The 13,953-nt window shown below is 38.9% G+C and carries 16 protein-coding genes; 5 read left to right on the top strand and 11 right to left on the bottom strand.

Features of this window, described 5'->3' with window-relative positions:
• Nucleotides 1–61: 61 nt before the first annotated feature.
• Nucleotides 62–1,294: an isocitrate dehydrogenase (NADP(+)) gene (locus ACO1QW_RS00755; protein WP_486254778.1), complete on the top strand. Its 1,233-nt coding sequence runs from the start codon at nucleotides 62–64 to the stop codon at nucleotides 1,292–1,294.
• Nucleotides 1,295–1,430: 136 nt separating this feature from the next.
• Nucleotides 1,431–2,153, top strand: a complete 723-nt coding sequence (locus ACO1QW_RS00750) for a TMEM175 family protein (protein ID WP_486254776.1) — start codon at nucleotides 1,431–1,433, stop codon at nucleotides 2,151–2,153.
• A gap of 48 nt (nucleotides 2,154–2,201) precedes the next feature.
• On the opposite strand, the gene ACO1QW_RS00745 is transcribed toward ACO1QW_RS00750, so the two are convergent.
• The 5 genes from ACO1QW_RS00745 to ACO1QW_RS00725 form a co-directional block, all read right to left on the bottom strand.
• Nucleotides 2,202–3,062, bottom strand: a complete 861-nt coding sequence (locus tag ACO1QW_RS00745) for a nuclear transport factor 2 family protein (RefSeq protein WP_486254774.1) — start codon at nucleotides 3,060–3,062, stop codon at nucleotides 2,202–2,204.
• Nucleotides 3,063–3,247: 185 nt separating this feature from the next.
• On the bottom strand, nucleotides 3,248–4,120 hold the full coding sequence (locus ACO1QW_RS00740) for a helix-turn-helix domain-containing protein (protein ID WP_486254772.1): 873 nt from the start codon (nucleotides 4,118–4,120) through the stop codon (nucleotides 3,248–3,250).
• Between the two features lie 22 nt (nucleotides 4,121–4,142).
• A complete protein-coding gene (locus ACO1QW_RS00735; protein ID WP_486254770.1) occupies nucleotides 4,143–5,522 on the bottom strand; it encodes a serine hydrolase domain-containing protein in 1,380 nt (459 codons plus the stop codon).
• Between the two features lie 52 nt (nucleotides 5,523–5,574).
• Nucleotides 5,575–6,498, bottom strand: coding sequence for a metallophosphoesterase family protein (locus ACO1QW_RS00730; protein ID WP_486254769.1), 924 nt, complete (start codon nucleotides 6,496–6,498; stop codon nucleotides 5,575–5,577).
• A 60-nt stretch (nucleotides 6,499–6,558) separates the two neighbouring features.
• Nucleotides 6,559–7,041, bottom strand: coding sequence for a YdeI/OmpD-associated family protein (locus ACO1QW_RS00725; RefSeq protein ID WP_486254768.1), 483 nt, complete (start codon nucleotides 7,039–7,041; stop codon nucleotides 6,559–6,561).
• 143 nt (nucleotides 7,042–7,184) lie between these two features.
• Here ACO1QW_RS00725 and ACO1QW_RS00720 point away from each other — a divergent pair, with 143 nt between their 5' ends.
• Nucleotides 7,185–7,637 carry a hypothetical protein gene (locus ACO1QW_RS00720; protein ID WP_486254766.1) on the top strand — a complete coding sequence of 151 codons (453 nt, stop codon included), beginning with the start codon at nucleotides 7,185–7,187 and terminating at the stop codon, nucleotides 7,635–7,637.
• A gap of 1 nt (nucleotide 7,638) precedes the next feature.
• Here the strand turns inward: ACO1QW_RS00720 and ACO1QW_RS00715 are convergent, their stop codons facing one another.
• The 4 genes from ACO1QW_RS00715 to ACO1QW_RS00700 all read right to left on the bottom strand — a co-directional run bounded on the left by ACO1QW_RS00715 (nucleotide 7,639) and on the right by ACO1QW_RS00700 (nucleotide 10,124).
• The gene (locus ACO1QW_RS00715) at nucleotides 7,639–8,745 is read right to left on the bottom strand and encodes an acyltransferase family protein (protein ID WP_486254764.1); all 1,107 of its coding nucleotides are present in this window, start codon (nucleotides 8,743–8,745) and stop codon (nucleotides 7,639–7,641) included.
• Between the two features lie 28 nt (nucleotides 8,746–8,773).
• Complete coding sequence (locus tag ACO1QW_RS00710) at nucleotides 8,774–9,361, bottom strand: hypothetical protein (RefSeq protein ID WP_486254763.1); 588 nt, start codon at nucleotides 9,359–9,361, stop codon at nucleotides 8,774–8,776.
• Nucleotides 9,362–9,447: 86 nt separating this feature from the next.
• Nucleotides 9,448–9,720 (bottom strand): acylphosphatase, encoded by a 273-nt coding sequence (locus tag ACO1QW_RS00705; RefSeq protein ID WP_486254761.1) that lies wholly within the window; start codon nucleotides 9,718–9,720, stop codon nucleotides 9,448–9,450.
• Nucleotides 9,720–10,124: an RrF2 family transcriptional regulator gene (locus tag ACO1QW_RS00700; RefSeq protein ID WP_486254759.1), complete on the bottom strand. Its 405-nt coding sequence runs from the start codon at nucleotides 10,122–10,124 to the stop codon at nucleotides 9,720–9,722. The genes ACO1QW_RS00705 and ACO1QW_RS00700 overlap by 1 nt, the downstream gene beginning before the upstream one ends.
• A gap of 85 nt (nucleotides 10,125–10,209) precedes the next feature.
• Between ACO1QW_RS00700 and ACO1QW_RS00695 the strand changes: the two genes are divergently transcribed.
• Together ACO1QW_RS00695 and ACO1QW_RS00690 are read left to right on the top strand one after the other, a co-directional pair.
• Complete coding sequence (locus tag ACO1QW_RS00695) at nucleotides 10,210–10,716, top strand: hypothetical protein (RefSeq protein WP_486254757.1); 507 nt, start codon at nucleotides 10,210–10,212, stop codon at nucleotides 10,714–10,716.
• A 101-nt stretch (nucleotides 10,717–10,817) separates the two neighbouring features.
• Complete coding sequence (locus ACO1QW_RS00690) at nucleotides 10,818–11,324, top strand: hypothetical protein (protein WP_486254755.1); 507 nt, start codon at nucleotides 10,818–10,820, stop codon at nucleotides 11,322–11,324.
• Here ACO1QW_RS00690 and ACO1QW_RS00685 read toward each other — a convergent pair.
• Both ACO1QW_RS00685 and ACO1QW_RS00680 read right to left on the bottom strand, forming a co-directional pair.
• Nucleotides 11,321–11,962, bottom strand: coding sequence for a response regulator (locus tag ACO1QW_RS00685; RefSeq protein ID WP_486254754.1), 642 nt, complete (start codon nucleotides 11,960–11,962; stop codon nucleotides 11,321–11,323). The genes ACO1QW_RS00690 and ACO1QW_RS00685 overlap by 4 nt on opposite strands.
• Nucleotides 11,963–12,020: 58 nt before the next feature.
• Nucleotides 12,021–13,952, bottom strand: coding sequence for a tetratricopeptide repeat protein (locus ACO1QW_RS00680; RefSeq protein ID WP_486254752.1), 1,932 nt, complete (start codon nucleotides 13,950–13,952; stop codon nucleotides 12,021–12,023).
• Between the last annotated feature and the right edge of the window lies 1 nt (nucleotide 13,953).

Below are 13,953 nucleotides of genomic sequence, written 5' to 3'. Positions count from 1 at the left end.
TGTAAAGGTTGCTGTAAACAATCATATTGTTTGAATTACTTAACATTTAAAGACTAAACTGATGGCAGCGAAAATTAAAGTAGCCAACCCGGTTGTTGAACTGGATGGTGATGAGATGACAAGGATCATCTGGAAATTTATTAAAGAGAAATTAATTCTTCCTTATCTCGAACTGGATATTAAATACTACGACCTTGGTGTTGAGTACAGAGATGAAACCAACGACCAGGTAACTGTTGATGCTGCAAATGCAATTAAACAATATGGTGTAGGTATCAAATGCGCTACTATCACTCCCGATGAACAACGTGTAGAAGAGTTCAAACTGAAACAAATGTGGAAGAGTCCTAACGGCACTATCCGCAACATCTTAGATGGTACTGTATTTCGTGAGCCAATTGTGATCAACAATATTCCACGTTTAGTAACAAACTGGACAGCGCCTATCATCGTTGGTCGTCATGCATTTGGTGATCAATACCGTGCAACAGATACTGTAATTAAAGGAAAAGGAAAGTTAACGATGACCTTTACTCCTGAAGGTGGTGGCGAGCCTCAAACTTTTGAAGTATATAATTTCAAAGGAGATGGTGTTGCAATGACAATGTATAACACCGAAGAAAGTATCATGGGTTTTGCACGCAGCTGTTTCAATATGGCGTTGAGCAAAAAATGGCCTTTATACTTATCTACAAAAAATACCATCCTGAAAAAATACGATGGTCGTTTCAAAGATATTTTTGAAGAGATTTACCAGAACGAATTTAAAACGCAGTTTGATGCAGCAGGTATCGTGTACGAACATCGTTTGATCGATGATATGGTGGCGAGTGCCTTAAAATGGAACGGTAATTTCGTTTGGGCTTGTAAGAACTATGATGGTGATGTGCAAAGTGATACTGTTGCGCAGGGTTTCGGTTCACTTGGTTTAATGACTTCTGTATTGGTTACACCTGATGGTAAAACAATGGAAGCAGAAGCTGCACATGGTACAGTAACACGTCACTATCGTGAACACCAGAAAGGTCGTCCAACTTCAACAAATCCTATTGCATCTATTTTTGCGTGGACACGTGGCTTGGCTTTCCGTGGTAAGTTAGATGGCAACCAGCCATTGATCGATTTTGCAAATGCACTTGAAGCTGTTTGTATTGAAACAGTTGAAAGTGGTAAGATGACAAAAGATCTTGCTGTTTGCGTACACGGTAATAAAGTAAACCATGGTGAGCATTATTTGTATACAGAAGAATTCCTGGATGCAATTGATACCAACCTGAAAGCAAAGCTTGGATAATTAAATAAGTAAATTGAAATAGAGATCCCTCAGCCAATGCCGGGGGATTTTTTTATGCCCGTCATCAACCAGTTGACCAACCATCATCATTGACGGGATCTGCATCGCTTTCTATTTTGGATGTCAAAATTGAAAGATGCTACGCAAAAAGATCTTTCAGCAACATGAAGGTATAACAACACGTGGTACAGAAATATACCGCATAGAAGCATTGAGTGATGCAGTATTTGCTTTTTCTGTATCGTTATTGATCATGTCGCTGGAAGTGCCCAAAACATTTGAGGAGCTGAAAACATCTGTACAGCATTTTCTTCCGTTTGCAGCAACGGTAAGTCTTGTTTTCTTTTTTTGGTATTTGCAGAACGCTTATTTCCGCAATTATGGTTTGAATGACGGAACGGTTATCTTCTTAAATCTCTCCCTGCTTGTACTTATTTTATTTTATGCTTTTCCATTAAAATTTTTGTTTTCCGTTTTGCTGTCGTGGCTAACGGGGATCGATTATTTTCATGAAGTGACCATGCTTGGAAAAACGGTATTAGAAGAGGATGAATTTCCACAACTAATCTTATTCTTTAGTATAGGTTACGCTGTTATCTGGTTTATTTTTTATCTGCTGTACAGGCATGCGTATAAGAATAGAACGAAGATGAAGTTGAGTATGTATGAAACAAAATATCTGCGATCACAAAAACTGGATGCAATAGTGCAGGTAGCAATAGGATTAATGAGTATTTTATTTGCTGTTGTTAATCTTCCTGTTTGGAGTGGCTTCTGTTTCTTATTGATCCCGATTTGGCTCATTGTGCATCATTATCTGTTTAAACATACAGTGAGAAAACTGACCGAAATAAAATAATCAAAAGAGCCCCGCAAAAAACGGAGCTCTTTTAATACACCAGACAATTTAGAATTTACCATTATTGTTTTTCCATGTTTCTTTTGCAGCAATGGTTTCAATCACATCCCAATGCTCAGCGATTTTTCCATTTTCAACACGAAACAGATCATAAAATGAGGTGTGTTTACCTGCAAGTTGTCCTTCACTCACCACAAGTACAAAATTCCCTTCACCTAATACTTTGTGAATGGTATCATACTTCATAGTAATACCTTGTTTGGCCCATGCCTCCAGCGCTTTACCCAAACCTGAAAGCTGATCACCGATCATCGGGTTATGCTGAATATAATTATCGCCATCAAAATAAGAAGCCAGCTTTTCCATTCTTCCGTTTACAAGAATATCGTCAACAAAGTTTTTTACCAGTGTTTTATTTGCGTCTGTTTTGTCAAGGTCTTTTACTTCAGTTGAACCATCTGTCATTGTGTGCCCACTCGGGTTGGGCTGTGCTGTTTCCTGCAGGTTGTCCCAGTGTTCAACAATTTTACCATCTTCAAAACGGAAAATATCAAAACCGATCTTCGGTCCGAAGAAGTTATAATCTGTGTGAGTAAAAACATAATCCCCATCCTGGAATGCACGAACAGTATTAACCTTTGCTGAACCTGCCGGCAATTGTGCAAGTAATGCTCCAAAGCCAGCAAGGCCATCCGCAACTGCAAGATTGTGTTGAATATATTTATTGGCGTTGATGTAACCAACAGGAATAGTATCACCTGTTTCAATGCTTTTTAAAAGAGCAACTACTTTTTCTTTGTTAGAGATGTCCATTGTTTCATTTTTTTGAGTGTGTGTATTGGAGTTATTGTTACATGCAGATAATACAACTCCAAGAATAATTGCTGCACTTACGATCGTTTTTTTCATGTGTTTATTTTCATTGCTTTTTGGTCACATGTTATTCGTCATAAAAATTATCATCGTCTTTGGTATACATTACTCGATAATTTTTATGGCTCATTTCATGTGTGATGATGTTTTAAATTGACGATGTAAAATTGCAGCGAATGAAACAGCGGGAAAAGGTAGAAACGATCCTTTGGATGATACTTTTACGCCTTCATGAATTGTTCCCCGAATTCAACAGGTGTAGTACCCGTATGCTTGCGGAAGTATTTGATGAAGTTGGTGGGTTCTTCAAACCCAAGGGCAAAGCCAATTTCTTTTGCACTGTCGTTTGTATGGGCCAGCAATCGTTTCGCTTCAAGCAATACACGATCGTCGATCATTTGCTTTGGGGATTTGCCTAATACTTTTGATGTGGCCTGGTTCAAACGTTTTTCAGTGATCAGGAGTTGTGCTGCGTAAATACTCACCAGCTTTTGTGTTTTATAGGAAGCTTCAAGCACTTCTTTAAATAGAAGCACATAATCAAGATCAGGACCTTTTTTTACCTCTGTAAAACCTTGCATGCGTAGTTCACGTTCAGCAAGCAGGAAAAAATTATGCAACAGGTTTTTAAGTATATCGGGCTGCGATTGATCTTTTGTATGTTGTAATTCAGCCTTCATTAAATCAAGAATAGAAGAGAATAAGGTTGACTGCTTTGAAAGCTGTATCTGAGAAACACTGAACAGGTTATTGAAGAGGATCGTACTGCGTAAAAATTGACTGTCTGCAACCGACTTACAGAAAAAACTATCGGTAAATAAAATAGCCGTGCCGTCAATAGTTGCTTTCTTGTCGAAAGATTGCACAGTGTCTTTATTTAAAAAGAGAATGCTGTTCGGTTTGATCTTTACTTGTTTGAAATCGACCATGTGCGTAAGGCCACCCTTATGAAACCAAATGATATGGTAAAAACCGGTACGGTGTGTACTCGTCAATTCAGCTTTATGATGATCGTATAAATCTTTTAATTGTACAAGTTCAAATTCGATTGGAAGGCCAGGTTTAAACTGATACTTTTTAATGCTGAATGCCATTTTGAATAATTTAATAACACTGTTAATTTCGAACAGCGGCAATAACCTCTTTTAAAAATTTATTTTCATCAATTACATGTAAGCCAAGCCGAACCACCACAAGTTTTTTCGATGGAATAATGTAAATATCCTGCCCGCCATAACCATCAGCAAAAAACATATCAGCAGGCACATCTGGATACCGGCGTTTTGTTACATCTTCTTTGCTAAAACCGTTTAGCCAAAATTGAAAACCGTAATGTTTTCGTTGATCAGCAACTGAAGGTTGTGTCGACTGCTTTACCCAATCAGCAGGCAACAATTGTTGTCCGTTCCAAATACCATTATTGTAATAGAGCAAACCAAATCTTGCAAAATCACGAGCCGTTGCATAGCTGTAAGATGAGCCAACATAAGTTCCCGACGCATCAGGCTCAAGCACCATTGAATAGATATTCAGCTGATGAAAAAGAGAACGATATGGATAATCGGCATAAGCATCTTCACCAACTGTTTGACGAATAATGCGACTCAGAATATTTGTGTTACCTCCTGAATAATTAAACACAGTACCTGGTTTATGTTTTAGGGGAAGATTTGCAGCATAAGCAGCCATGTCGCCTTTTTTGAACAACATATTGGTCACTTCACTTGGTTTGGTATAATCTTCTTCAAATGCAATACCTGTTGTTTGTTGTAACAGTTGACGCAACGTGATTTTTGCTTTCTCTGTATTCTTCCATTCGGCAACCGGGGCTGGCGAATCGATATGCAATTTTCCTTCCTTCACTAAAATACCGATCATGGCAGCAGTTAAACTTTTTGCATCAGACCATCCGGTCATCACCGTGTTCTTATCAAATCCTGTTGCGTATTGTTCGGCTACAAGATGACCATCATATAAAACAACAACAGCTCTTGTGTGTGACAACTTGTGTTTATAGTTCGATTGCATCACGTTTTCAACAGCTTTTTTCAATAGTTGTTGATTTACTTGAGGTGGAATGGAATCAGCAATTTTATCTCCCATCGGCCACGCAATACTATCAGGGTTCATCCGCTTGATCATTGCCCTGTTAAATACCTGTTTTCTGATTTCTTCCTCACTAAAATCGTTTACAAGCGTGCAGCCCAGTCCCTCACGATAGATCGCTTTCTTTTTTGCAAAACCCCACACCGAAGCTGTTACAGATTGATCAACTTCATTAATTGCATAACTACACATTGTAAAAGGAAATTCGCCCAGGTCTTCCTGCACAACAGTTTCCGCATTTCGATTTTGCAGGTAAACACCCGATGCAAGATTTTTTGCAAAGTAGCCACTGATGATCGGGAATGCCTGGCGGGCATACCAAACGCCTGCCATGACTGCCAGCAGAAGAATAACCAGGACCGATCTTACAATAAGCTTGCGTGTTCGCATGGATATGAGTTTTAAAAATAGTAACAGCGACTAACTGATGAATAGAAATTATCTACGTTAACGTGATCATTTTTCGTAAAAAGGTTCCATCGTCATAAAAATCAAACACAGCATAAGCTGGTTCAAATTCCTGGAAAGCACCTTTCCACCAATTACCAGACACAGCTCCATTGCAGTAATACTTCACGCCAAGATAATTCAGCTCATCCTGCAAATGAATATGACCACTTAAACACACTTTAATATTTGTATTGTTCAAAAACAATTTCTTCAATGCAAGAAAATCGGTATGCATCAGGTTACGTTGGATCTTTAGATCTCCGTTGGCTTCTGTTTTATTAAAGAACAAACCTGCGCAGATCGATAAGATGGGAATATGCGACACGATGCAAATGAACTTGTCTTTTGAATTTGTAAGTTCCTGTTGCAACCAATCCAATTGTTCAGGGTCAATATAAGCAATGTAGCCACCAGCAGGATTTAACTGGGTGCTGTCGAGCACAATAAAATGCCATTTGTTTTTTGTGAAACTGTAATATCTTTTTGGCAACGCCAATGTTTCAACCACCCATTGCTTGCCGTACAATTTATCAGCTTCGGGCCGGTCGTTTTTAATAAACCATCCCCACACATCATGATTGCCGATGCAATGATAAACAGGCAGACTGTTTTCTTTTTTTAAAATGGAATGATAAAGATCCCATTGAGTTTGTGTTTTTTGTTTGTCTGCCTCCAGGGAATCCATAATGGAATCACCACCATTGATAATAAAATCAACTTTTGTTTTTAATGATTGCACATGATGAAAGGCCTTCGCCATGCCAGTTTCTGCAACAGCATCGGGCTTTACATGAATATCGGTGAGATAGGCAAAACGTGTTCTGCCAGGTTTTGCATCAACAGCTTTGCTTTCAAAAGGCAATAAGCTGCTTCCAACAAGAGCGGCTGATGTTTGTAAAAAGTCACTGCGTTTCATATGAGATTTAATATGATGGGTTGCTTGGTTGTATCGACAATAAAAATTACAATAAAAAAATCAGAGTGTTTGCCTGCCCACAAAACTTCCTTTGCCTGAAAGAAAATCGATGGCTTTTGTGATATTCCGATCAACACTTTCGGCTGTTTTTAAATTGCTGATATATCGAATGATCTCCTGCTGGCGGGATGCAGTTAGCTGATTGAAATTTGCTTGAGCCGTTTTGTTTTTCGCCAATGCTTTTTCAAGACCGGGATGCATGGTTAATTTCCTATCGTCAGGATCAAATACAATGCTGATGGTAACAGTTTCGCCAACACGCTTCGGTGAATCTTTTAGCATCATTGTATTGATGTATAAGCGCCAGTGCCCGGCATATTTCACCAGCGTTTGCCTGTAAGGATTTTTATTGATGATGCCTTTTATTGGGATGGGTCCTTTCTCTTTACCGGACTTTTTCAAGACAGCAGCCAGTACTTTATCGGGAACAAATACAAATGGGTTAATGCCGATTATATCAATAACAGCTTTAAAGGTTGGCATGACGATGTTCAATTGAGCAAGAAAGTTACTGGTTAATTTTAATTAGATAATTGTTAACTGTTCAGCATTCATTATTCTGTTTTTTAATGTTTCTGTAACGATTGCAGGCTTAGAATTTGTTGCGATGTAAGAAACCATCATCTATGCAATCAAAACTCTACTCCATTTCTTTTCTTTTTCTCGTTGTTTCATTTAGCTCCTGTAAAAAATGGTTGCCCGAAAATCGTATTGAAGGCAGCTGGCAATTAACTGAACTGCAAAAACGCAGGGCTTTCAGTAACGAGAACATTTCTACCGAATACCGCAACGGTACATTTACTTTTTCCGAAGACCGTACTGCACGTTACACCGATGCCAATGGCATAATGCAGGGCAGTTGGGAGATTCGCAGTGTAACTAATCGGTATACTGATAGCGATGGCAACCGGCAATCAGAAACAAAGAACATTCTCTGGATTAAGCTCTATGATTTTTCCAGCAACCGTGTGATCGATTGGTATTTCGATCGGTTTGATTTTCGTAATTCCGGTGAGCGTTTATTTGCGTTTATGGATGGTAGTGGGTATGACTACCGGTATTGTTTTAATAAGCGATAGCTTACTTAACAATCCGGTTTCTCAATTTCATAAATGGTTTTTCAACTATTATATGCAACAGGTAGGCTGCACATAAGCAACTTGCAATACAGATGATCAACATCAGGTTGCTATCCAGGTTGAAGTCCTGTAGAACTTTATGGGTCATATGTATCACTCCCTTGTGGGTAAGATAGACTGCATATGAAAGCGTTGCGATGAACGTAGTGATCGATGACTTCCATTTGCACAGAAAACTTAGTGGGCTGATTGCACCCATAACAATGAATCCATAGCCAATTGCAATAACAGGGAAGCCAAAAACCGAGGCATTAAATGTTGTTTGATCTTCGCATAAAAAATATGCACCGGTTAAGACAAGTAATCCTGCAACGATCCACCAATTGCCAAATTTCACAATGCGGTTCCAAGTTAAGGGCAGGAACTGATACATGCCTGCAATTGCGACACCCACCAATAATCCATCTAACCGATTATACGTTGGGTAGTAAATAAATTTATACCAATACACCCAGCCGATATCTGATTCAATTTTTGGAAGATACAGATGAGTGTAGCTTAAATAACGGATGAAAAAGCCAGCAACAAACAATAAGATCAATATCAAGTACGATCTTTTTGTAAGCTTGAACGTGTGTAAGAAAATCAAGATCAACGGCAGAAAGAGATAGAAATGCTCTTCTACACAAAGCGACCAGCAATGCGAAAAAGCACCATTGTCTTTCAGGTTCAATCCAATATTTTGTGTGAACGTTAGGAACTTCCATAAAGGCGGTAAGCTTTTCTTTTCACGGAAAAATGGAATGCAAAAGTAAATGGCCACTGTTACAGCAAAAGCCGGAATGATCCTGAAAAAACGTTTTAAGAAAAAGTGCTTAAAAGAAATTCCTTGGCCTTGCTTCACCTGCGCAAAAAGTTGCGATGCAATCAAGAATCCGCTTAACACAAAAAACAGATCAACACCCGTCCAGCCAAAGCTCGCAATATCCGGTAACCATTTCGGTTCTCCTCCGCTTAAAATGTAATAGTGAAACAGGAAAACAAACGAAATGGCCAATGCCCGTAAATGATCAAGTCCGTAAAGTTTTTGCTGAAGAGGTTGGTTCAATTTATCAGGAGTTTATTTCACTATGCATCTATCTTTGAAAATAGATGACTTGTTTTGAAAGAGGGTAGTTTAGTTTTCGGAATAGTCTGATACCAGCGATTAAAAAAAGAGAACCAAATAATAAGCACAAGTTGGTAACACCAAGGTTGGCGAGCACTAAAATAATTCCGGCGAATGAATCATAATGTTGGCCGGATACATCGTACTCATTACCCTGTTCCATTCCTTTTGCAATAAAAAAGGACCATAAAAAAGCTATCAAGATCACTGTCAAAGCAATTAACGGCTTTTTCGCATACATAATCTTCGATTCTGTTACACTAGCATAAGAGGTATTTGGTATGTTTTCTTTAAAGAAATTAAATACTTCGCTTTTTATCTTGGAGTCATTAATTTTCAGGTGTTCATAATCCCCACGGAAAAGAATTTCTAAATAGTTCTTTCCTTGGGTCATATTGATTTCCGAAATATAGCCCACGGGAATTGTAAAGAATCCTAACGCCGAATTTTTGTTTGTCTTCAAGTCGAACACAAAAGATTCAATTTCGTCATTCTTTGGGTTTGCTTTATATATCATGCCATCAAAAAAGGCGATAACCTTATCGTCGCCTTTCATGGTACTTGTCCAGATTTTCATAATTTTTACTTCCAATGTATTCTAAATGTAACCAGGCTTTTAGAAGATAATAGAATGTTTTTACTTTACCTCACCATCTCAAACCCTTTAAATATCTTCATCTCCACATCTTCAACTGTAACAGAAGTAACTTTACTCTTAGGTGAGCCCATCCAGCACCATTCAATAAAATCAGCCAGCTGATCCTCAGTGCCGGTGGCAACAATGCCTACATCGCCTTCACTTGTGTTACGAACAGTTCCGGTAAGTTGTAACTGCACGGCTTTGTCCTGAGCGTACTTGCGAAACCACACACCCTGTACTTTGCCTCTAACGGTTATGGCTACTGTTTTCTGCATCAGGTAATATCGGCTACGGTTCTGCTTTCAAGAATTTTGAGATTGGCATCACGCACTTTTATCATCATATCGTGGAGACCGCAATGTTTCTCGTCGCAATTTTTGCAGCGTTCGTAAAAATGCAGGCTCACACAGGACAGGGGAGCAATAGGTCCATCGAGCAAACGGATTACTCTTGCCAGCGGTATTTGCGAAGGTTTCATTTTGAAATAATAACCACCGCCTTTTCCTTTCTTGCTTTCAAGAATGCCATCTTTCCGCATCATCAACAGGATATTCTCCAAAAATTTCAAGGGGATCTTTTTCTTCTTGGCAATATCTGCTATCAGCAGCGGCTCGTTATTTTTTTGCTGGGCCATATAGCTCAGCGCCTGGAATGCATACTGTGTTTTTTTTGAAAGCATTTGTTTCTGTTTCGTTTAAACTAAGTGGCAGTGGGTATTTGCTCCGCAAACAAAGGTGCTACATTTATCGCAAAAAAAACAAACCATGCGCACAACCTTGTTTTCTCTTCTTTTGCTCGCCTCTTTTATTATAACTGACAAAGCAAGCGCACAAAAACTAAACACATTTGTAGGAGGCAATCTTATTATTGGTTTCCCAACAGGTAATTTTAAAACTGCTTACAAACGGGCAACCGGTATTGATGCCTCACTGGGCTTTGGCGGCAAACATGTATATGGATTAGGTACCATTGCCTATGTTTCTTATAAAGAACAGGACGGAGGGTTGTATGGAAAAATAACGGTGATACCAGTAAAAGCCGGGCTGCGGGTTTATCCTACAAATATTCTTTTTCTCAGTGGAAATGCCGGCGTTGGTTTTTTAAAAGATGAAGTAATGAGCAAGCGTGAATCAAGATTTATGTTTGATGCCGGTATTGGCCTGCATTTTATACTTGGACAAATAAGTTTGAACTACGATGGATGGAAAAGACAAAATACCGATGGCTATTCAGGAACCGTGCAATTAAAATTAGGGCTTGCGTTGAAATAAAAACAATGATCTGCCAAGGTGTTGACTGTTAAAATAAATAAAAGAGCGGAATGTTATTGTTTTTGGTACAATATTGGAAAATGTTGTTCTAAACAGATGTTATGAAGAGCAAAATTCTATCCATTATTGCAGCAATCGTTGGTTTAACTAGTGCGTCCTACGCACAAAAAGCCAACACTATTTTTGGCGGTAACGTAATTATTGGTGCACCACTCAGCGACTTAGGAAACGATTACAAAAGCGTTTTTGGTGTTGAAGGGTTTGGAGGTTTCGGATTGGGGCAGAAAGCCTATATCACCGGAACGATCGGTTATCAGTCGTATGCGCCTGAAGCCACGAATCCATATGGTAAGATCAGCATGATACCGTTAAAAGCAGGTGTGCGTTTTTATCCCGTAACAAATTTCTTTCTTACCGGTAATGCCGGCGTGGGTTTAATAAAAGATGAAACGATTGATGCAAGAGAAAGTCGGTTTGCATATGACATAGGAGCCGGTTTGAACTTTAATATTTTTAATGCAAGTGTGCATTACGATGGCTGGCAGAAGAAAAATACAAATGGAGGATCGCATTCAGTTTTACTAAAGCTTGGTATTGCTATCCGTTAAATGAGCTTGTGCTCGTAAGCATATTTAATTAAACCGATTACTGAATTGGTTTTGGTTTTGCGGAAGATGTTTTTCCTGTGCGTTTCAACGGTACGTTCGCTCAGGAATAATTCTTCCGCAATTTTTCTATTGCTGTATTCCTTTTCAATCAAACGCACAATTTCAATTTCACGGTTGGTGAGCTTATTGTCGTCGCTTACCTGTTTGCGTTCACTTGCTTTCAGCATTTCCTGCAACACATCGTCGCTGAAATAAATACCACCTTCTGCAATTTTATTAAGGGCTGTTATAAATTCTGTTTGACCAATATTTTTTAACAGGTATCCGCTGATATCGCTTTCTTCGATCATCTGGTTCACAAGGCTGCCTTCCCCGTTCATCGATAAAGCAATGATCTTAATGGAAGGGAATTCTTTTTTTACCTGCTTTGAAAGTTCAACTCCTGTCAATAAGGGCATCATCACATCAGTAAGAAGAATATCAACGGGTTGTTTTTTTAAGAGCGCCAAAATCGTTTCGGGGTGAGTTGATTCAATAATAATTTCGAACTGGTTGTAACCTTTCAACAGGGAACGTAATCCATCAATAACGATCTGGTGATCGTCAACAATAGCAATTGTGTAGCGAGATAAGGACATACTATTTGTGGCTTGAGCCGAAGATATTAAAAAATACAGTAGAAATATTTCAACTGTGTTATTCCACAGGAAGATGTATGGCAACTAACGTTCCTTTTCCAGGCGAACTGTCGAAATCGATACTGCCATTCAGGTAATCGATCCTTGCTTTCATGTTCTTTAAACCAATGCCGCTTTCTTCACCTTGTTGCTGCACATCAAAACCTTTACCATTGTCCTCAATGGTGGCGCTGATGCCATCTTTGTCTTTGATAAGAGCAATATCCAATTGAGAAGCACCTGAATGTTTGATCACATTGTTCACACACTCCTGCAGCACACGGTACAACACAATCTCAACATCTTCGTTCAGCCGTTCCTGTAAGCCTTCTACGTGGAGGTTCACTTTAATCACTTTCTGATCGATCTTGTCAAGGAACTCGGCCACTGCTTTTCCTAATCCTGATTTCAACAACATGTTCGGCATCATTTGATGACTGACAGTCCGCACTTCTTTACAACTTTCATCCACCAAACCAATGATGCGTTCAAAAGAAAGTTTTTGATCGGCAGTGCTGAACTGTAATTCATTTTCAAATGCGGACAGGTTCATTTTTGCTGCACTCATCATTTGTCCCACACCATCGTGCAAATCTTTGGCAATGCGTTGTCGTTCGTTTTCTTCCGCTTTAATAACAGCATTGGCAGCCAGTTGCTGCTGTTCAAGCACTGCCTGTTTCATGCGGGCTTCCTGTTTTATTTTATTACGACTGTAAAATGAAAGGGCAACTAAAGAAAGAAGCAAAACGGATAAAGCGATGCCGGCGATCCAGTAATTCTTTTTTTCGATCACATATTGCTGGCGTTGAATTTCCTTTTCTTTCTCCAGTGTTTCGTATCTTGTTTCAAGCTCTGCAAATTTTTCCGAAAGATCATCGGTAAACAGTGAATCTTTTGTGGATGCATAGAATTTAAACATCGATAAAGCTTCATCGTTTTTGTTCATCGATTCATACGAACGTGAAAGAGCCAGGTAGGTTTGATTTACTTCGGGCAAACAGTTAACGGCTCCTTTGCCAATGTTTAACGCAGCCTGTAAAACAGCAATAGAAGAGTCGTATTGTTTTTGTTCCTGTAATACGAGGCCAAGATTGTTCATGCAACTTACCTGGCCTTTTGTATCGCCGAGATCTTTTCTTAATTGAAGTGATTCATTGATGGAAGAAAATGCTTCCTTGTATTTTTGCTTTTTAATATAAAGGGCTCCAATATTATTTAAGGCATTGGCGAGGTATTCTTTATCCTGTATGGAACGACTAATGGTGATTGCTTTATTGTAGTACGTAGCTGCTTTGTCGTCATTGCCTTTTATTTTGTAGATATTAGCAATGTTTACAAAAGAACCTGCCAGGCCATAATTGTCTTTTAATTTTTCTTTTATTTCAATTGACTGCAGTTGGTATTTGATGGCATCATCGTACCGGCCGAGGTTTTGATTAAGGATGCCGATGTTATTGAGCGAGTAAGAAATGCCGAGATCATTTTTATTCTTTGTAAAAAGGGATAAGGCCTGCAATTGATTTTCCAGCGCTTTATCAAACGCACCTTTCTTCTGGTAAACGATACCGATTTTATTATACACTTTTGCAATACCTAATTCGTCTTTCAGTTGCTCTCTTATCTTTCCAGACAGTTTATAAAAAGCAATGGCGCTATCATATTTCTCCTGGTCGTATAATAAAATGCCCAAATCGTTGTAGGCCTGGGCAAGGCCCTTGGGATAATTCGATTCTTTTGCTTTATCAATAGCTTTAAAGCCATAAGCCAACGCTTTATCCCTGTCTACCAGACGATATTCCCATGTGAGATCATTATAAATTTTCACCAGTTGACTGTCTTTGCTGCTGCCTGCCAGTTTTTCCAAACTATCAATAACCGGTTTATTTTTTTGTGCGTGTAGTAATGATGAAAAGGAGAGAAGGAAGAAAGCAAGAAGAATGTATGATTTCATA

Source organism: Lacibacter sp. (assembly GCF_057361365.1).
This window is presented reverse-complemented; position numbering and strand designations above follow the sequence as displayed.